Source organism: Fundidesulfovibrio agrisoli (assembly GCF_022808715.1).
Lineage (GTDB): Bacteria > Desulfobacterota > Desulfovibrionia > Desulfovibrionales > Desulfovibrionaceae > Fundidesulfovibrio > Fundidesulfovibrio agrisoli.
Genome location: NZ_JAKZKX010000021.1, coordinates 1 through 17417, shown reverse-complemented (window position 1 = coordinate 17417; position 17417 = coordinate 1). Strand labels below are relative to the sequence as shown.

Here is a 17417-nt window from a genome sequence, read left to right as displayed (position 1 = left end):
ATGGAAGGGGCGGCCCTTCGCCTGGGGCCAGTTCAACAAATAATGACAAATTCGTCAAATCAAGACTGCGCGACGAGGAAACTCGCTGTGGCTACGGCAGGGGTACCGGCCGGAAGGGCTGGTGCAGGTAGCGCTCCACGGCCTCGATCACGACCACGTCGGGCTTTTCGGCCTCGATGATCTGGGGCTGGAAGGTGTGCTCCCAGAGGAAGACGCTGCGCGAAAAGCGCTGCGACAGGAAGGGAATGGCCGTGCTGGAGAAGGAGTCCCGGAAGAAGACGGCCTTGGGCAGGGTTTTGTCCCCGGTTTCGAGCACCACCATGTCGCGCCCGGAGCGCATGGCCGGGTTGGGGTAGCCCGGAGGCCCGGCGGCGTGGGCCAGGGAGGGGGAGAGACGCTCCATCTCGATGTCGCGCTCGGTGAGGGTGTCGGTGAGCAGGAGCATGTCCGAGAGGTCGCCGCCGTGGGTCTCGAACTCCAGGGCGCGGTACTCCTCGTCGGCCAGGGGCGGCATGTGCGGGAAGCGCGCCCGCAGCGCCTCCACGATGGCCGCGCTGCCCCGGAACGCGCCCCAGCCGTTCCAGTGGGTGTCCGTCTTCCAGTAGGCGCGGCGCACCTGGCCCGCGCTGGTCAGGGCCGGGCGCAGGTCCAGGAAGGGGACGCCCGCCTCGCGCATGGCCTGGGCCAGTTGGTCCAGCCGGGTCACGGGGGAGAGCGTGTGCATGGCCGGGGGCATGAACTGCCCGTACACGCTGGCCTTGTTGGGCGCGATCACCAGGAGCAGGGCCGTGCCCCGGGCGGCCAGCCAGTCGCGCCGGGCCTTCATCTCCGCCGAGAAGGCGTCCAGCTCCTCGCGGCTGAGCAGGTTCACGCCGAGCCAGTCCTCCAGGGCGGACTCCATGTTGAAGAACAGCCAGCCCTCGCGGCCCAGGATCACGTTCTTGGAGGGCGACTCCTGGAACAGGGCCAGCTTGATGCGGTTGGCCGCGCGGATCATGTCGTCGCGGAAGGGAAAGGTCTCCCCGTAGGAGGTGGTCAACTGCTTGGCGAAGGCCTTGAAGTCGGTCCCGGCCAGGGAAAGAGGGGGCAGCGGGGTCTTGAGGCGGTTCTCCACGGCCTTGGGGCCTTGGGAGACGCCCAGCAGGGCCAGGCCCTGGGGCAGGATCAGGGGCAACAGGAGCAGGGCGGCGCTGACGGAGGTGAGGATGCGTTTCATGGCGGCGGCTCAGAACTGGGCGTAGATGAAGGGTGCGTAGGTGCCTGCGGCCAGCTGCAAAAGCGCAGCCGCCAGCAGGACGGGAGCCGCGATGCGGGCGCAAACTCCGGCCACGGCGGGGGAGAGGGCCTCCAGCCGGGCGGCCAGCCAGGGCAGCGCGGGCGCGCTGCCGATCAGGCCCACGGCCAGGGCCGCCATGTACTGCCGGTTCACGCGCACCATCCAGGTGTAGTCGAAGCTCCCCTGGTTGGCTCCGGCCAGGGCCGAGAAATAAGCCAGGGCCTGGCTGAAGTCCGCCGCCCGGAAGAACACCCAGCCCAGGCAGACCACTGCCAGGGCGTAGGCGTGGCGCAGCGGCCGGGGCAGGGCGTCCAGCGCCTTGCCTATCCGGGTGCGCTCCAGGGCCAGGAACACTCCGTGCCACAGGCCCCAGACCACGAAGCTCCAGGAGGCCCCGTGCCACAGGCCGCACAGCGCGAACACCGCGAGCAGGTTGCGCTGCACTTTCCAGGGGGCCACGCGCCCCCCGCCCAAGGGTATGTAGAGGTAGTCGCGGAACCAACTGGAGAGCGTCATGTGCCAGCGCCGCCAGAACTCGCGCACGGACTGGCTGACGTAGGGGTAGCTGAAGTTCTCGGGCAGCCTGTAGCCGAAGATGCGGCCCAGCCCCACGGCCATGTCGGTATAGCCGGAGAAGTCGAAGTAGAGCTGCAGGGAGTAGCTCGCCAGACCGAGCCAGGCCGTGCCCATGTCCAGGCGCCCGGCGGGCTCGCCGAAGGCGGCGTCGGCCATGGGGCCCAGCGTCCCGGCCACCAGGGCCTTCTTGGCCAGACCCACAGCCAGCCGCGCGAGCCCGGCGCGCAGGTCCTCCATGGTTGGGGCGGCGGGCCAGCCGCCCTCGGGGAACATGTCGCGGTATCGGGCGATGGGGCCGGCCGTGATCTTGGGGAAGAAGACCATGAACAGGCCGAAGCGCAGCGGGTTGGCCTCCGGGGCCTGCTGCCCGCGCGAGACGTCCATCAGGTAGGCCACGGCCGAGAAGGTGAAGAAGGAGACGCCCAGCGGCATGCCCGCCGGGGCCATCCAGGCCGGGGCCGAAACGCCGAGCACCTGCGCGGTGAGGAAGGTGAAGTATTTGGCCCAGGCCAGCAGGAGCAGGTTGCCCGCCACGCCCCCGGCCAGGAGCGCCCGGCGCGCGCCGGACCCCAGCTCGGCCTTGCCGATGGCCAGGCCCAGGAGCATGTTGCCCGCGGCCGAAAGGCACAGGAGCGGCAAGGAGGTTACGTCGGACAGGGCGTAGAACAGCAGGCTGGCGGCCAGCAGCAGTCCTCCGCGCAAACCCCCGGGGCAGAAGGCGAAAACGCCCAGAACGGCAGGCAGCCAGACCAGCAGGAACAAGGGTGAATCGACAGGCATGGGCAGCCATATCCCGAGCGGGCGGCGCAGGCAAGCCGTGTGTTCCCGAGAAGTTGCGGCGCGGCAGGCCGCGATTGCATTCACCCCCCCATGTTGCTACATCGTGTAAAACAATCGACCGCAGGCCTCCATGCTCCCTTCCGACCAGACGCAAAGCACACCCGCCAACGGCGGCACCCAATCCGCGCCCCCGCAGGCAAGACGCGCGGCCGCGCCCAAGCGCGCGGCCAAGACCTACAAGATCGGCCAGATCGCCGCGCTGCTGGGGCTCAAGCCCTTCGTGCTGCGCTTCTGGGAGACGGAGTTCCCCATGCTCCAGCCGGTGCGCACGCCCAAGGGGCAGCGGCTCTACACCGAGGAGCACCTGCGCCTGCTCAAAAACATCCAGCGCCTGATGCACACCGAAGGCATGACTCTTGAAGGTGCCAGGCGCAAGCTGGCCGAGCGCCAGCGCAAGAATGAACTGCGCACCCTTGTGGAGCGCGAACTCAGGGAGATCAGGGCGCTGCTGGCCCCCGAGGAAGAAGTATGATCCGTTTACGATATGTCGTGATTTTGCTGATGGCCGCCTGGATCGCGGCCGTGGCCTTCGCCAATACACCCACTCCCGCCGGGGTGGTGGACGACCTCACCGGGCAGGCCGACGCCTCCACCGGGCAGGAGCCGCCGCGCAAGCTGGCCAAGGGCTCGCCCGTGTTCGCGCAGGACGTGGTGGTCACACCCTCCGCCAAGGACAAGGCCCGCCTGCTGTTCTCCGACGGCTCCTCGCTTGAGATCGGGCCGGAATCCAAGGTGGCGCTCAAGGAGTTCGCCTACGACGAGGCGGACAAGTCCAAGTCGCGCCAGAACATCGAGATGAGCAAGGGCGTGTTCCGCTTCGTCACCGGCAAGGTGGTGGCCCAGAACCCGGAGAACCTCAAGATCGCGAGCCCCCTCTCGGTCATCGGCATCCGCGGCACCACCACGGACCACTGGATACAGACCAAGCAGACCTTGGTGCTGGGCAAGCCCTCCACCGAGGTGCTGGCCGAGCTGCACGCCCTGCGCGAGAGCTCCTCCGGCAAGGAGGTCACCGTGCAGACCGAGGAGGGGCTGATGGTGCTCAAGAAGCCCGGCGACGTGGCCTGGGTGCGCCCCAAGCTGCCCGGCTCCGTGCGCCCGCTCACCGAGGGCGAGCGGGAGAGCTTCGGCACCTTCACCATCCAGCGCAAGAACTTCGACCCCGCTCCGCCCAGGCGCGGCCTGCCCGGAGGCGGGGGTTGAGAAGGGCGGCGAAGTAAGAGTAAAGGGTAAGGAAGAGTTGTTGCCGGAGCGGGGCGCGGCCCCGCACCCCGCCAGGGGGATGATCTCCCTGGACCCCGCATTAGTGTCGCGGGTTCGGGGGTGAATATGGCCCCAGGTCGGAAATGCGCCTCCCCGTGAGGGCATGAGGGAAAAAAGATGAAGATATGGCTCGCCGTACTCGCCCTGCTGGCGGCCCTGCCCGCCCAGGCCCTGGCCTTCAGCTTCTCCGAGGAGGCCGGAAAGGACGCCGCCCAGCGGCAGGCCAAACAGGCCGAAATTTCGGCCCTGCTCTCCGAGCCGTGCCGCAAGAGCATCAAAGGCCAGACCATCGCCCTGCTCATCGCGGAGAAGCAGCAGGGCCTGATGAACGTGAACGCCTCCAACCAGGGCGTGCTCTTCGAGGCCCTCTACTCCCGGCTGCGGGCCATCGGGCTCTCCACCATCCCGCAGCAGGCCATCACGGCGCGCATCGCCCGCGCCGAGGCCGAGGCCATCCTGAACAACGACCCCGACGCAGCCCTGGCCGCCTCCAAGCGCCTGGGCGCGGCCTTCATCCTCAAGGGGATCATCTCCGCGCGCAGCGGGGCCAACAAGATGGTCAAGGCCAACGAAGTCAGCGTGGACATCATCCTGACCCTCTCCGACGGCTCCGGGCGCACCGTCTCCCAGGTGCGGGCCTCGGGCCAGTCCTGGGCGGGAAGCGACGTCACCGGCGCGGCCCTCTCCGTGCTGGACGATCAGGCCGACACCCTGGTGGCCAAGCTCTATTCCGATTTCTGCGCCCGGGGCAAGAAATGAGCCCCCGCACCGCAACACCACTTGAAAAGAGAACGCGCATGAACGCCCGCACACTTGCTTCGCTGCTGCTTATGCTCCTGCTTGGCGCGCTGCCCGCGCTGGCCCAGACCCAGCCCAAGGCGCCCGCCCCGACCCCGGCCCCGGCCGCCGCGCCCGAAACGGGCAAGACCGTCACGGTCACGGCCGAAGGCCTGGCCGACCCCAACGCCGACACCTACAAGCGCGACAAGGGCCTGCTCCTGGACGACCTGCGCGCCGACGCCCGCCGCCAGGTGATCGAGAAGGCCGTGGGCTCCTACATGGAGACCTCCACCCTGATGCAGAACTACACCCTGGTGCACGACAAGGTGCTCTCGCGCTCCAAGGGCATCATCAAGCGCGTGGTCAAGGAGTCGCAGCCCTGGGTCGGGGAGGACGGCTTCGCCCACCTGATGATGACCGCCGAGGTCTACACCGGCGAGCTCAAGGACACCCTCTCCGAGATGGGCCGCCAGGAGCGCGTGAGCCTCATCAAGGACGCGGGCAACCCCCGCATCGCCGTGGCCATCAACATCCGCGACGCCGAGCGCGGCGTGGACATCAAGCCCGAGCGCTCCGAGGTGGCCGAGAACATCCTCAAGGAGCGCATCAAGGGCTTCGGCTACCGGGTGTGGTCCACTGGCCAGGCCGGGCAGTCCGACTTCACCATCAGCGGCGAGGCCAAGTTCAAGACCGTCTCGGCCAAGCTGGCGGCCTCCGGGCTCACGCTCACCAAGTACGTGCTCACCTCCTGGAGCGTGAAGTGCGTGGACAACCACACCGGCGAGGAAATATACTTCAACAACAAGGTGCCCCAGAAGCAGAGCTGGCCCGACGAGGACCAGGCCATCAAGGAGATCGGCCAGTTGATCGGCGGCGAGTTCTCCAAGGAGTTCTTCGAGGAGCACCTCCAGGCCCCGGCCAAGACCTACCAGGTCAAGGTGCTGGGCCTGCCCAGCTACGACACGGCCCAGCTGCTGCGCAAGGAGTTCATCGGCCTGCGCCCCGTGCTGGGCGTGGAGCTGCGCGACTTCGACCGCTCCGGGGCCTCGCTCTTCGAGATCGAGTTCGCGGGCGCGGGCGGCAACTTCAACCAGTTCATGCAGGCGGCCATCCTGGCCCCGCTGAACAAGAAGATGGGCGAGGAGGCCTTCACCCTGGAGAGCGCCTCCGGCGGGGCCGTCACCGTGGCCTACAAGAACGCCCGGGGCGTCAACATAGACGAACGCCTGCGCACCGCGCCCCCGGCCGGGCTCAACCAGGCCGCGCCGCAGCGCCTGCGCGAGGTGGTGCAGACCGAGGAGACCAAGGCCAAGCTGGCCCAGGCCGCGCCCGAGGTGGTCAAGGCCATGGATTCGCAGAGTGCCAAGCCCGCCAGCGGGCTCGACGTGATGAAGAACTTCTAGACACCCAGGCAGACGTACGACGCCTGACGGAGGAAACGACCATGACCAACCGCGCCATTCTCGCCCTCGCCGCCCTGCTCGTGCTGGCCGGGTGCCAGAACGCATCCCAGTCGGCCAACAAGACCGCCGACCAGGCCATGTACCAGCCCGTGACCTACGCCAACCAGGGTAAGCCCGGCCCGCAGCTTGTGGTCATCCCCGGCGCGGTGAAGAGCATGAACGCCACCTTCGCCCAGAAGTACGGCCCCAACAACATCGCCGACTTCGCCGAGATCGAGCTGGGCAAGGACAACTTCCAGGTGCTCGAGCGCCAGGACCTCGGCCCCATGATCCAGGAGATCGAGGTGGCCGCCAACATGGGCGACGCCCAGACCCTCAAGAAGTTCAAGAAGGGCAAGTTCCAGGCCACCAACTGGCTGGTGCGCTTCGACGTGCTGCGCGCCGAGCCCGTGGCCGAGGAGTCCCGCAAGTTCGACGGCTCCTACCTGGGCGCCATCACCGGCTCCATCGTGGGCTCCAGCACCAACAGCTGGGCCGCTGGCGTGGGCACCGGCGCGGCCGTGGGCTCCGTGCACGCCAACGAAGCCGTGGGCATCTGGATCGTGGGCATGCGCTACAAGGTCCTGGACGCCAACACCGGCGAGCAGAAGGCCACCGGGTACTTCGAGGACAAGATGGAGATGGGCACCAAGGGCGGCGGCGCCCTGGGCGTCTCCTCCCAGTCCACCAAGATGGTCACCCTGGACACGCTGGTGCAGCGCCTGGTCCAGCAGTGCGTGGCCGACATCGACAAGCTGAAGTAGGGAGCCCCCATGCGCAAAGCACTCCTGCTGACGACCGTCCTGCTGGCCGCGCTCGCGCTCGGCTGCGCCAGGAAGGCGCCCCCCGCGCCGCCCGAGCCTTCGGCCCAGGAGTATTTCGACTCCGGGTTGCGCGCCTACAAGATGGAGAACTACGCCCAGGCGGCGCAGAACTTCGAGAGGGCCGCGTCCAAGAGCCCCAGCATGCAGGAGGCCCTGTACTACCTGGGCCTCTCCTGCTGGAGGATGAACATGACGGTCAACGCCAGGAAGAGCTTCGTGGAGGTGCTCAACCTCAATCCGGGGCACCTCTACGCGCGCGAATCCCTGGGCATCCTGCTCTACAAGGACGGCAACCACCCCGAGGCGCAGCGCCAGCTTGAGGCCGCGCGCAGCCTGGGCTCGATAAACCCGGACGTGTACCTGGCCCTGGGGCGCGTGTACGCCGCCCAGTCGCGTTGCCCCGACGCCGCCGAGGCCCTGCAGCGCGGCCTCGCGGTGGACAGCTCCAACGCCACGCTGCGCGCCGAGCTGGCCAACGTGAAGAAGACCTGCGGCCGCGCCCCCAAGGGCAAGGCCAAGGGCTCCGCCCCGGCGCACCGGGCGAAGAAGGCCGCCAAGGCGGAGCCCGCGCCGCAGGCTCCGGCCTCCGGCCTCACCGGCGGGGCCGCACCATTGACACCGGGGCAGTTCTAACATGAGACGCGCAGCCCTCCCCCTCTCGCTTCTTCTGGCTCTGCTGGCGGCCGCTCCGGCGTCCGCGCAGGGTAACAAGGAGCTGATGGACGAACTCGTGCGTCAGAAGCAGAAGGCCAAGGACGAGGTCTTCCAGGAACTCAAGCGCCAGGGGCAGGTGCCCCAGAACGGCACAGTGACCTTCGAGGCCACGGTGAAGCGCAGCCCCGTGAATCCCGAGGCCACAAGCGTGCGCATCGACTCCGTGACCGTGCAGGAGCGCCCCTCCGGCAACCTGCAGGGCAAGGCCCTGGACCCGGTGTTCGCCCCGCGCGATCCGGCCAGCGGGGCCGTGCCCTCGTCCGGGCTCAAGGGCGGGGCCGCGCCGCTGCCTTCCGAGAAGCAGCCCGAGGTCAAGGTGCGCGAGAGCGTCACCGTGGTGAACGGCGTGCCGCAGAACGGCGCGTCCAAGGCCAAGAAGGCCAAACCCAGAACCAAGAGCACCAAGAAGAACCAGAACTGACGAAATGCCGTCAGCCCTTTCCCGTCGCGCCGCCCCGGTCCAGCCCCGGGGCGGCGCGGACGCCGGAAGCCCGCCAAGGAGACCCCTCATGACCCGCACAGCGTCCGCAGCCCTTGCCGTAGCCCTCGTCCTCGCCCTCGTGACGGGCGGACAGGCCTGGGCCCAGGGCAGCAAGCAGTTGATGAGCGAGCGCATGGCCGTCCAGGACATGAAGCGCATGATCGTGGAGACCATCATCGGCTACAAGGTCCAGAGCCAGACCCAGTTCGGCCTCACCGAGCAGCCCAAGTACCAGGCCGACGCCAAGGCCCAGGCCGTCATCAAGGACATCCAGGTGGACCAGGTGGTCTACGACCGTCAGAAGGACATAGCCCTGGCTATCGGCTACATCGACCTGAACGGCGAGATCCAGAACGTGCTCGGGGAGCGCCTCGCCTTCAAGGACGTGCGCGTGGAAGGCTTCGGCTTCGGCACCACCACCGAGGCCTCGCGCCCGCCGCTGCTGTCCCTGCGCGCCGCCATGGTCAACGCCTACGACCTCATGGGCGCGGCCCTGCTGGGCGAGAAGCTGACCTCCCGCACGGTCACAGAGAATTTCATCCTCTCCAAGGACTCCAACCGCTCCAAGGTGGCCGCCGCGGTCTACGGGGCCTACATCCCCAATCCGCGCGTGGACGACCCGCAGCGCGGCTGGGGCTGGGACGAGAAGGGGATCGCCTTCGTCAAGCTGGAGATGGACGCCCGCAAGATCCGCGACCTCATGGGCAACGTCACCGAGATCAACTACGAGAACATCATCTCCGTCACCGGGCGCGGCGCGCAGGTGGACGAGGTGGCCGCGCCGCCCCAGTCCATGCGCAAGCCCGCCGAGTTCAGGGACCTGGGCGTGCCCGGGCAGCAGCCCCCGGCGGACCTGAACGGCAAGGCCGGGCAGTAAGAGAAGAGAGTGAGAGAGGTGGGGAAACAGGGGCTCCGCCCCTGGACCCCGCCGGGGGAAATGATTTCCCCCGGACCCCCTCGACGGCTTCGCGCCGGTCGGGAGTCACTGTGAAACATATCGCCGGGGTCCGGGGGGAGGCACTCCCCCCGGCGGGGCGCGGGGCCGCGCCCCGCTTCCCCATTCCGCACACCCCATGAAAGCCAATCCCAACATACGCACCGTCAGCGCGGCCGAAGCCGGGCAGAAGCTCGTGCAGTACCTGGGCCGCGTCCTCGGCGAGGACGCCCCCGGCTCCGTGCTCATGCGCTGGATCAGGACGGGCCAGGTCCGCGTGGACGGCAAGCGCGCCAAGCCCTTCGACCGCGTGGCCGAGGGCCAGAGCGTGCGCATCCCGCCTTTCGCGGCCATGCGCCCCGTGGAAGTGGGGAGCGAGGAGCGTACACGGCCGGACCTGCCCGTACTGGCCGAAACGCCCGACTGGCTGGTGATCGCCAAGCCCGCCGGGCTGCCCGTGCACCCCGGCAGCGGCTGGACCGACTCCGTGCAGACAAGGCTGGCCCAAGCCTACGCGGGCAGCGCCTTCGTGCCGGCAATCGCCCACCGGCTGGACCGCGACACCTCCGGCGTGCTCCTGGCCGCGCGCACGCACCAGGCCCTGACCAGAGCCCACGCCATGCTGGCCGCGCGCGAGACGGACAAACGCTACCTCTGCTGGGTGCTGGGGAAGTGGAGCCTGTCAGCCGAGGGCGAGCCGGTGGAGCTGGCCGACAGGCTGGAGAAGGCGGGCGCGCCCGGGCGCGAGCGCATGGAGGCCGGTGAGGAGGGCAAGGAGGCCCGGCTGGTGGCAGTGCCCCTGCGCATCGAGGCGGCGAGATCGCTCCTGGAGGTACGCCTGCTCACGGGCCGCACCCACCAGATCAGGGCGCAGCTGTCCTCGCGCGGGCACCCCATCGCCGGGGACGCCAAGTACGGCGGCGGCAAGCCGCCCATGCGCCTGCACGCCTGGAAGTTGACCATTGATGAAGAGACGTTCGCCTGCCCCCCGCCCTGGGCTGGCGCGTGGAGCGCGGCCGATTACCTGCCCTGAATCCATCGGCCCGTGGCGGCCGGTTGCGTCCGCTGCCGCCTTGCCGGGGTGCGGTTCAGGCCGGTCAACTGACGGGCATGGGCACGACCACGGCCTTGTTGGACGTCTTGACGCTGTAGTGGAAGGGCGGCTTCACGGGCAGGGTGAACGGCAATGCGCCGGCGAAAGGGTTCACCTTGTCGTAGAACCGCATCGCCGAGGTGGCCTTGTAGCACTGGGCGTTCCAGTAATAGCTGTAGGAGATGAAGCTCTCCGTCTCACCCGTGTGCTCATAGATGTTGTTGCCCGAGCGGACCATGTATCCCGTCAGCGTGTAAGGCGCGTAAGCCTGGCCTGAGCAGTCGTCCGTCTTGTAAAAGAGCCAGATATTCTGCAGGTTGTAGCTGGTCATGTCCAATTCGAAGAACTTGCCTATCTTCTGGTTGTAGAAGCCCAGCGTGTTGGAGGAAGTCACCATGCCCAGATACTGGTTGTTGGCGTCGTAGATTTCGATCTGGGCCAGGGCTGCGCTCGCCGTGAACAAGGCGATGACCGCCGCGAGGATGATGCAAGGTACAGGGCGCATGCTTCCGCTCCTTGGGTCCCGGCTGGAGCCGCCCGATGCGGGCGCCTGCCAGGATGCGATTCTTCTAATTATAATTCCTAATATCGCACGGCGAAAAGCACAAGGGCGGTTTTGAGATTTGTATGCCTCCCCGGGATCGGAGGGGGCTAGTGGGGCATCACCCGCGCCCACAGGGCCGAGAGCGGCATGACGATGAACAGCGCGGGCAGCCAGTTGGCCACCGCCATGGACTTGATCTCGCAGATGCGGAAGCCCGTGGCCAGCATGATGACCCCGCCGCAGGCCGAGAAATCCGCCACCATGGCCGGGGTGGTCAGGGGCATTATCAGGGTGGAGGCCCCGTACAGGGCGGCCTGGATGGCCAGCTGCGGCACGGCCAGGGCTGCCACCGCGTAGCCGAGCGAGGCCGCGAAGATGGCCGAGGTGAACAGGTCCAGCACGGCCTTGACCAGCAGCAGGGTCGCATCGCCCGTGATGCCCTCGTTCATGGAGCCGAACACGCTGGTGCCGCTGACGCAGAAAAGCACCATGAGCGCCACGAAGCGCTCCAGGAAGTCCTCGTGGCTTATGTCGCCCTTGGGGGCCGGGGCCACCTTCTCCACCAGCTTGCGCAGCTTCCCGGCCAGGCTGCGGATGCCGCGCTCCAGATGGACGAGCTCCCCGATGATGGCCCCCAGCACCAAAGCCAGCACCACGGGCGGCAGGGCGTTGACCTTGACGATCATGGCCACGCCCAGGGCCATGGAGCAGCAGCCGAACACGTGGGGCATCCTGTTGCGCAGGTTGGCGCTCATGCGCTCGCCCAGCGCGCCGCCGAACACGCTGCCTATCACCACGGAGACGCCGTTGACGTATGGTCCGAGCATGGTTCCCCCCGACAATCACAATTTCGCAAAGACGAGCGCCCGCAATACGCCTGCGCCCGGCGGCAGGCAAGCCCCGGCAGGGCGGCCTCGCGATGACCAGGCTGTAAGCGAAAAATTAAAGCCAATGATGCCACGCTGTTTGCGGAGTTACGAACAGGGGGTGGCTCGGGGTGGGGGGGCTTCGAGGAGCAATCCCGGTGGATTTCCTGGAGGTTTTGGAGTAAGAATCCCACCTGCTGCCATTCGGCCGGCTAACTACATCACAAGTCTGATTTTCCTTTCTTGAAGGAGTCTCCATGCCCGTCTCCAGCATCCCGGCGGACCTGCCCGAGCCCGGTTTGAACCAGAACGCCAAGGTCGTCCTCGCCAAGCGCTACCTGCGCAAAGGCCCCCAGGGCGAAGCCATAGAAACCGAGCAGGAGCTCTTCTGGCGCGTGGCCGACGCCATCGCCGCGCAGGAGAAGCTGTTCGCCTCATCCTCCTGGAAGCCGGACGCGCTCGCCCGGGCCTTCTACGACCTCATGACCTCCTTCAAGTTCCTGCCCAACTCGCCCACGCTGATGAACGCGGGCACGGACCTTGGCCAACTCGCGGCCTGCTTCGTGATTCCCGTGGGCGACTCCATGGACGAGATCTTCGACGCGGTGAAGCACGCGGCCCTGATCCACAAGTCCGGCGGCGGCACGGGCTTCTCCTTCTCGCGGCTGCGCCCGGTGAACTCCCGGGTGGGCTCCACGGGCGGCGTGGCCTCGGGTCCGGTGTCCTTCATGCGCATCTTCAACACCGCCACCGAGCAGGTGAAGCAGGGCGGCACGCGCCGGGGCGCCAACATGGGCATCCTGCGCGTGGACCACCCGGACATCCTCGAGTTCATCCGCTGCAAGGAGCGCGAGGGCGACCTCAACAACTTCAATATTTCCGTGGCCCTGACCGAAGCCTTCATGCAGGCCGTGGAGGCCGACGAAGAGTACGACCTGGTGGCCCCGCACTCCAAGGAGGTCATCACCCGGCTCAAGGCCCGGGAGGTGTTCTCCATCCTGGTGCAGAAAGCCTGGGAGTCGGGCGACCCCGGCATCATCTTCCTGGACCGCATCAACCGCGACAACCCCACCCCGGCCCTGGGCGAGATCGAGTCCACCAACCCCTGCGGCGAGCAGCCCCTGCTGCCCTACGAGGCCTGCAACCTGGGCTCGGTGAACCTGGCCCTGATGAAGGCCGACACCCGCGACGGCGTGGACTGGGACGAGCTCAAGCGCGTCATCCACCTGGCCGTTCGCTTCCTGGACAACGTGATCGAGGCCTCGGTCTACCCGCTGGAGCGCATCAGCGACATGGTGCGCGCCAACCGCAAGATCGGCCTGGGCGTCATGGGCTTCGCGGACCTGCTCTATCAGCTGGAGATCCCCTACGACTCCCAGGAGGCCCTGCGCCTGGCCGAGAAGATCATGGACTTCATGCAGGACGAGTCGAAGGCGGCCTCCAAGGTGCTGGCCGAGGAGCGCGGCGCCTTCCCCAATTTCGAGGGCTCGGTCTACGCCGAGCACAAGCAGGGCCCCTTCCGCAACGCCACCACCACCACCATCGCGCCCACGGGCACGCTCTCCATCCTGGCGGGCTGCTCCTCGGGCATCGAGCCGCTGTTCGCGCTCTCCTTCGCGCGCCACGTGATGGACGGCGAGAAGCTGGTGGAGTCCAACCCGTACTTCGAGGCCGCGGTGAAGGCCGCGCAGTGCCACTCCCCCAAGCTCATGGAGGAGGTGGCGGCCAAGGGCTCCATCAAGCACATCGACTACATCCCGGAGGAGCTGCGCCGCACCTTCGTCACGGCCATGGACATCGAGCCCGTGTGGCACCTGAAGATGCAGGCCGCCTTCCAGAAATACACGGACAACGCCGTCTCCAAGACCGTGAACCTGCCCAACTCCGCCGTGCAGGACGACATCTGGCGCATCTACTGGCTGGCCTACGAGCTGGGCTGCAAGGGCGTCACCGTGTACCGCGACGGCTGCAAGTCCGCCCAGGTGCTCTGCACCGGCGACGGCGCCAAGCAGGAGAAGGCCGACGAGCGCCAGGAGTCCAAGGTGCGCACCCGGCCGGACGTGGTCTACGGCTTCACCCAGAAGGTCAAGACCGGCTACGGCGACCTCTACCTCACCGTGAACGAAGTGGACGGCAAACCCTTCGAGGTGTTCGCCACCATCGGCAAATCCGGCCGCTCCATCACGGCCAAGGCCGAGGCCATCGGCAGGCTCGTCTCCCTGGCGCTGCGCTCGGGCGTGGACGTGGCCGACGTGGTGGGCCAGCTCAAGGGCATCGGCGGCGAGAACCCGGTGTTCCAGAAGAAGGGGCTGCTGCTCTCCCTGCCGGACTCCGTGGCCTGGGTGCTGGAGCGCCGCTACATGCAGGGCCGCACCATGGGCGACGGCGTGAAGTCCCTGACCACGCCCACCTGCCCGGATTGCGAGCACGAGCTGACCTTCGAGGAAGGCTGCTACGTGTGCAAGGCCTGCGGCTTCACCAAGTGCGGCTAGGCCGCCCGAGTCTGGCATGATCTCGGCCGTGCACCTTTCGCACGCCTTCGGCGGGCACAAGGCGCTCCAGGCCGTGAGCTTCCGGGTCCACAAGGGGGAGTTCGCCTTCCTCACGGGCCGCTCGGGCGCGGGCAAGACCACCCTCCTGCGCATCCTGCACGGGCAGCTGCCCCTGCAGGCCGGCAAGGCGCGCATCGCGGGCTACGACCTTGCGTCGCTCAGGCGCGGCAGGCTGCCCCTGCTGCGCCGCGACGTGGCCGTGGTCTTCCAGGACTTCAAGATACTCCCCGACCGCACCGTGGCCGAGAACGTGCGCCTGCCCCTGGAGGTTTGCGGCCTGCCCGACGGGCAGATCGCCCGCCGGGTGGACTCGGTGCTGGCCGTGCTGGAGCTTGAGCGGGCGGCGAACCTGCCCTGCGCGGTGCTCTCCGGCGGCGAGCAGCAGCGCGTGGCCATCGCCCGGGCCATGGTGGCCGGGCCCAAGGTCATCCTGGCGGACGAACCCACCGGCAACCTGGACCGCGACATGGCCCTGCGCCTCATGGACGTGTTCAAGCAGTTCCACGCCCACGGCGTGACCATCCTCATGGCCACCCACAACCACGACATCGTGGCCGCCACCCCGCAGGCCCGCGTGCTCAACCTGGAGGCCGGTTTCCTGGGCCAGGCGGGCGGCGCATGCCCCGCCGGGGGCGCGGCGTGATCCTCCTGCGCCGGGCGCTGGCGCGCGCCTTCCTGCAAATCGGCGGGGCCCCCGGGCTGCACCTCATGGCGGCCCTGGCATTGGCCTTGGCCTGCTTCCTGGCCGGGGGGCTGGGGCTGTTTCTTGCCAACCTGGAGGGCAACCTGCTCGAAAAGCACGGGCACGCCCAGTTCCGCATCTATTGGAAGCCCGGGGCGGACATGGCCGAGGTGCGCCGCCAGTGGGAAACGATCCGGGCCATGCCGGGCGTGGACGAGCTCACCGGACTCACCCCCGAGGAGTCCCTGGAGAGCCTGCGCTCCACCATGGACGAAGGCTACGATTTCCCCCGCCCTGCTGTCGCGACCACCCTGCCGCCCAAGGCTTTGGCCTCGTTCGCGGTGCGCGGCACGGACACGTCCCCCGCGCGCGAGTTGCTCGAACGGCTCAAGGCTCTGCCCGGGGTGGAGCGGGTGCGCATCGCCCCGGCGCAACTGGACGTGGCCCAGGCCCTGCGCAGCCTCTCGGCCGCAGCGCTGGGGCCGCTGGCGGGGGCGCTGGCCCTGGCCGTGGCCCTGGTGGCTTATCTGGCCGCGAGGCTCTGTCTGGAGGGCCGCAGGGCCGAGGTGGAGTTGATGCGCCTGGTGGGCGCGAAGGAATGGTTCGTGCGCCTGCCCTGGGTGGTGAGCGCGGCGCTGACGAGCGTGGCGGGGTCTCTGATGGGGCTGGCGGCGCTGGCGGCCCTGCGCCTGGTCCTGGCCGGGCGGCTCTACGGGCCGCCGTTGTGGATCAAGCTTGCGCCCATGCCCCTGGAGGAGACGGCCGCAATCGTGGCCCTGGCGGCGTGTATGTCCGCCCTGGGCGGGCTGCTGGCCGCCCGGCGGTAGAGTCTCAGCTTTTCCCGGTTGTCTCGGCGAAGCGGAAGCAGGTCACCAGGTGGTCGTTGACCAGCCCGGCGGACTGCAGGAAGGCGTAGACGCTCACCGGCCCCACGAAGCGGAAGCCCTTGGCCTTCATGTCCTTGCTGACCTTCTCGGCCAGGGGCGTCACGGCGGGCACCTGGGACATCTCCTTCCAGGCGTTGACCACGGGGCGCCCGTCCACGAAGCCCCACAGATAGTCCGAGAAGGATTTCCCCGAATCCCGCAGTTTCAGGAACGCCCTGGCGTTGGCCGGGGCGGCCTCCACCTTGAGCCGGTTGCGGATGATGCCGGGGTCGGCCAGTAAACGTTCGGCCTCTGGCTTGCCCCAGGTGGCGATCTCTTCCGGGTGGAAGCCCTTGAAGGCCGCCCTGAAGCCCTCCCTGCGCTTGAGGATGGTCAGCCAGGAGAGGCCCGCCTGGAAGCCCTCCAGGATCAGCAGCTCGAAGAGCGCGCGGTCGTCGCGCAGGGGCGCGCCCCATTCGGCGTCGTGATATTCAAGCAGCAGCGGATGCCCCAGACTCCAGGGGCAGCGCGGCCTGCCGTCGGGGCCGGGCTCGGCGCTCACTCCCCGCCCTCGCCCGCCAGATAGACCTCCATCTTTTCCGAGAAAAGATAGAGGCAGTCCACCATGAAGGCGTACTCGGGGCACTCCTGGCGCCACAGGGCCATGACTTCCTTGAGGCCCGCGCGCGCCTGACGCACCTCCTCGGGGGTGTCGGCGTTGTTGATGGCCGCCAGCAGCTCCAGGTATTCGTCGGAGCCGAAGGCCGTGAGCACCGCGTGGCTGACGCGTTCCTTGTCCAATCCGTCCCAGACGCCTTTCATCGCTTCGTCTCCCGTGGTGGTTTGGCCCGCCCCCCGGGAAGGGGCACGGACCCATGCAGCGCGCCATATACGCAGCCCCGGCGATTTGGTAAAGCTGTCCGGCAGGAGAGGTCCATGCGCCCCAGCACGATCTTCAGCGTCATCACCCCCAGCCGGGGCGACAGGCCCCTGGCCCTGGAGCAGGCCGGGCGCAGCCTGGAGGCCGCCGCGCGCCGCGCAGAGGCCCTGGGGTTGCTCCGGCCCGGGCAGGTGGAGTGGCTGGTGGGCTTCGACGGCCTCAAGGGCGTGCGGCCGCGCCTGGGCATTCCCACGCGCTTCGTGGATTTCCCCAAATCCTGCGACTTCGGCAACGCCATCCGCAACGGGCTCATGGGCATGGCCCGGGGCTCGCACCTGCTGTTCCTCGACGACGACAACACCCTCGCCGAAACGGCCCTGGCCAGCTACCTGCCGCACCTGGAGCATGAACTGGTGGTGGCCCGGATCGACGTGAGCCGGGCCTATCCCGAAGTGGGGCTGCTGCCCCGCACCGGGCCGGATGGCGAAATCCTTCGCCAGTGCAACGTGGATTCGCTGTGCGTGTGCGTGTCGCGGGATCTGGCCGTGAACCGTGGCCGCGGCTGGGCCTCCGAGGGAGGGTACCAGGCTGATTACGTGAACATCCGGCGGTACTGGCTGCGGGCGCGCAGCGTGAAGGTGATCGGGGACGTGGTGGGGGTGTACGACGCAGGGCGCGGGCTGGACGGTACGGCTGAGGGCAAGCGTCGAGGTGAATGATTCGCTACTGTTGTGGTTGTAGTCAGCGCCCCAGCCCTCCGCGCGGCGCGGCCCCCGGACATATCGGAAGAATATCCGGGGGCCG

19 protein-coding genes are annotated in these 17417 nt (G+C 68.2%); 13 read left to right on the top strand and 6 right to left on the bottom strand.

Annotation, left to right across the window (positions count from 1 at the left end; all coding sequences use genetic code 11):
• Positions 1–91: 91 nt before the first annotated feature.
• Complete coding sequence (locus tag MLE27_RS13955) at positions 92–1216, bottom strand: alginate O-acetyltransferase AlgX-related protein (protein WP_243312700.1); 1125 nt, start codon at positions 1214–1216, stop codon at positions 92–94.
• A 9-nt stretch (positions 1217–1225) separates the two neighbouring features.
• Positions 1226–2632 (bottom strand): MBOAT family O-acyltransferase, encoded by a 1407-nt coding sequence (locus MLE27_RS13950; RefSeq protein WP_243312699.1) that lies wholly within the window; start codon positions 2630–2632, stop codon positions 1226–1228.
• A 130-nt stretch (positions 2633–2762) separates the two neighbouring features.
• Between MLE27_RS13950 and MLE27_RS13945 the strand changes: the two genes are divergently transcribed.
• The 9 genes from MLE27_RS13945 (at position 2763) to MLE27_RS13905 (ending at position 10163) form a co-directional block, all read left to right on the top strand.
• Positions 2763–3164 (top strand): MerR family transcriptional regulator, encoded by a 402-nt coding sequence (locus MLE27_RS13945; RefSeq protein WP_341482536.1) that lies wholly within the window; start codon positions 2763–2765, stop codon positions 3162–3164.
• Positions 3161–3895, top strand: coding sequence for a FecR family protein (locus MLE27_RS13940; RefSeq protein WP_243312698.1), 735 nt, complete (start codon positions 3161–3163; stop codon positions 3893–3895). Before MLE27_RS13945 ends, MLE27_RS13940 begins: the two co-directional genes overlap by 4 nt.
• 177 nt (positions 3896–4072) lie before the next feature.
• Entirely contained in the window at positions 4073–4714 is a 642-nt protein-coding gene (locus MLE27_RS13935) for a hypothetical protein (RefSeq protein ID WP_243312697.1), read from the top strand.
• A gap of 38 nt (positions 4715–4752) precedes the next feature.
• Positions 4753–6138, top strand: coding sequence for a hypothetical protein (locus tag MLE27_RS13930; protein WP_243312696.1), 1386 nt, complete (start codon positions 4753–4755; stop codon positions 6136–6138).
• Positions 6139–6179: 41 nt separating this feature from the next.
• The gene (locus MLE27_RS13925) at positions 6180–6941 is read left to right on the top strand and encodes a CsgG/HfaB family protein (RefSeq protein WP_243312695.1); all 762 of its coding nucleotides are present in this window, start codon (positions 6180–6182) and stop codon (positions 6939–6941) included.
• 9 nt (positions 6942–6950) lie between these two features.
• A complete protein-coding gene (locus tag MLE27_RS13920) occupies positions 6951–7634 on the top strand; it encodes a tetratricopeptide repeat protein (protein ID WP_243312694.1) in 684 nt (227 codons plus the stop codon).
• A 1-nt stretch (position 7635) separates the two neighbouring features.
• Positions 7636–8136, top strand: a complete 501-nt coding sequence (locus MLE27_RS13915; protein WP_243312693.1) for a hypothetical protein — start codon at positions 7636–7638, stop codon at positions 8134–8136.
• An 88-nt stretch (positions 8137–8224) separates the two neighbouring features.
• A complete protein-coding gene (locus MLE27_RS13910; RefSeq protein ID WP_243312692.1) occupies positions 8225–9073 on the top strand; it encodes a hypothetical protein in 849 nt (282 codons plus the stop codon).
• 196 nt (positions 9074–9269) lie between these two features.
• Positions 9270–10163 carry an RluA family pseudouridine synthase gene (locus MLE27_RS13905; RefSeq protein ID WP_243312691.1) on the top strand — a complete coding sequence of 298 codons (894 nt, stop codon included), beginning with the start codon at positions 9270–9272 and terminating at the stop codon, positions 10161–10163.
• 64 nt (positions 10164–10227) lie between these two features.
• Here the strand turns inward: MLE27_RS13905 and MLE27_RS13900 are convergent, their stop codons facing one another.
• On the bottom strand, positions 10228–10728 hold the full coding sequence (locus MLE27_RS13900) for a hypothetical protein (protein ID WP_243312690.1): 501 nt from the start codon (positions 10726–10728) through the stop codon (positions 10228–10230).
• A 146-nt stretch (positions 10729–10874) separates the two neighbouring features.
• Positions 10875–11594, bottom strand: a complete 720-nt coding sequence (locus MLE27_RS13895) for a DUF554 domain-containing protein (RefSeq protein WP_243312689.1) — start codon at positions 11592–11594, stop codon at positions 10875–10877.
• Between the two features lie 296 nt (positions 11595–11890).
• Between MLE27_RS13895 and MLE27_RS13890 the strand changes: the two genes are divergently transcribed.
• From MLE27_RS13890 to MLE27_RS13880, 3 genes are read left to right on the top strand one after another with little or no spacing between them, the layout of a single operon-like run.
• Complete coding sequence (locus MLE27_RS13890) at positions 11891–14125, top strand: vitamin B12-dependent ribonucleotide reductase (RefSeq protein ID WP_243312688.1); 2235 nt, start codon at positions 11891–11893, stop codon at positions 14123–14125.
• Between the two features lie 16 nt (positions 14126–14141).
• Positions 14142–14828 carry a cell division ATP-binding protein FtsE gene (locus MLE27_RS13885; protein ID WP_243312687.1) on the top strand — a complete coding sequence of 229 codons (687 nt, stop codon included), beginning with the start codon at positions 14142–14144 and terminating at the stop codon, positions 14826–14828.
• Positions 14804–15694, top strand: coding sequence for a cell division protein FtsX (locus MLE27_RS13880; RefSeq protein ID WP_243312686.1), 891 nt, complete (start codon positions 14804–14806; stop codon positions 15692–15694). Before MLE27_RS13885 ends, MLE27_RS13880 begins: the two co-directional genes overlap by 25 nt.
• A gap of 4 nt (positions 15695–15698) precedes the next feature.
• On the opposite strand, the gene MLE27_RS13875 is transcribed toward MLE27_RS13880, so the two are convergent.
• The gene (locus MLE27_RS13875; protein WP_243312685.1) at positions 15699–16295 is read right to left on the bottom strand and encodes a DNA-3-methyladenine glycosylase I; all 597 of its coding nucleotides are present in this window, start codon (positions 16293–16295) and stop codon (positions 15699–15701) included.
• Entirely contained in the window at positions 16292–16555 is a 264-nt protein-coding gene (locus tag MLE27_RS13870; RefSeq protein WP_243312684.1) for a hypothetical protein, read from the bottom strand. The genes MLE27_RS13875 and MLE27_RS13870 overlap by 4 nt, the downstream gene beginning before the upstream one ends.
• 114 nt (positions 16556–16669) lie before the next feature.
• Between MLE27_RS13870 and MLE27_RS13865 the strand changes: the two genes are divergently transcribed.
• Positions 16670–17332: a glycosyl transferase gene (locus MLE27_RS13865; RefSeq protein WP_243312683.1), complete on the top strand. Its 663-nt coding sequence runs from the start codon at positions 16670–16672 to the stop codon at positions 17330–17332.
• Positions 17333–17417 lie beyond the last annotated feature (85 nt).

Coding starts and splice junctions, on each gene's coding strand:
- MLE27_RS13955 (WP_243312700.1), bottom strand. CDS start 1,216: ATGAAACGCATCCTCACCTCCGTCAGCGCCGCCCTGCTCCTGTTGCCC.
- MLE27_RS13950 (WP_243312699.1), bottom strand. CDS start 2,632: ATGCCTGTCGATTCACCCTTGTTCCTGCTGGTCTGGCTGCCTGCCGTT.
- MLE27_RS13945 (WP_341482536.1), top strand. CDS start 2,763: ATGCTCCCTTCCGACCAGACGCAAAGCACACCCGCCAACGGCGGCACC.
- MLE27_RS13940 (WP_243312698.1), top strand. CDS start 3,161: ATGATCCGTTTACGATATGTCGTGATTTTGCTGATGGCCGCCTGGATC.
- MLE27_RS13935 (WP_243312697.1), top strand. CDS start 4,073: ATGAAGATATGGCTCGCCGTACTCGCCCTGCTGGCGGCCCTGCCCGCC.
- MLE27_RS13930 (WP_243312696.1), top strand. CDS start 4,753: ATGAACGCCCGCACACTTGCTTCGCTGCTGCTTATGCTCCTGCTTGGC.
- MLE27_RS13925 (WP_243312695.1), top strand. CDS start 6,180: ATGACCAACCGCGCCATTCTCGCCCTCGCCGCCCTGCTCGTGCTGGCC.
- MLE27_RS13920 (WP_243312694.1), top strand. CDS start 6,951: ATGCGCAAAGCACTCCTGCTGACGACCGTCCTGCTGGCCGCGCTCGCG.
- MLE27_RS13915 (WP_243312693.1), top strand. CDS start 7,636: ATGAGACGCGCAGCCCTCCCCCTCTCGCTTCTTCTGGCTCTGCTGGCG.
- MLE27_RS13910 (WP_243312692.1), top strand. CDS start 8,225: ATGACCCGCACAGCGTCCGCAGCCCTTGCCGTAGCCCTCGTCCTCGCC.
- MLE27_RS13905 (WP_243312691.1), top strand. CDS start 9,270: ATGAAAGCCAATCCCAACATACGCACCGTCAGCGCGGCCGAAGCCGGG.
- MLE27_RS13900 (WP_243312690.1), bottom strand. CDS start 10,728: ATGCGCCCTGTACCTTGCATCATCCTCGCGGCGGTCATCGCCTTGTTC.
- MLE27_RS13895 (WP_243312689.1), bottom strand. CDS start 11,594: ATGCTCGGACCATACGTCAACGGCGTCTCCGTGGTGATAGGCAGCGTG.
- MLE27_RS13890 (WP_243312688.1), top strand. CDS start 11,891: ATGCCCGTCTCCAGCATCCCGGCGGACCTGCCCGAGCCCGGTTTGAAC.
- MLE27_RS13885 (WP_243312687.1), top strand. CDS start 14,142: ATGATCTCGGCCGTGCACCTTTCGCACGCCTTCGGCGGGCACAAGGCG.
- MLE27_RS13880 (WP_243312686.1), top strand. CDS start 14,804: ATGCCCCGCCGGGGGCGCGGCGTGATCCTCCTGCGCCGGGCGCTGGCG.
- MLE27_RS13870 (WP_243312684.1), bottom strand. CDS start 16,555: ATGAAAGGCGTCTGGGACGGATTGGACAAGGAACGCGTCAGCCACGCG.
- MLE27_RS13865 (WP_243312683.1), top strand. CDS start 16,670: ATGCGCCCCAGCACGATCTTCAGCGTCATCACCCCCAGCCGGGGCGAC.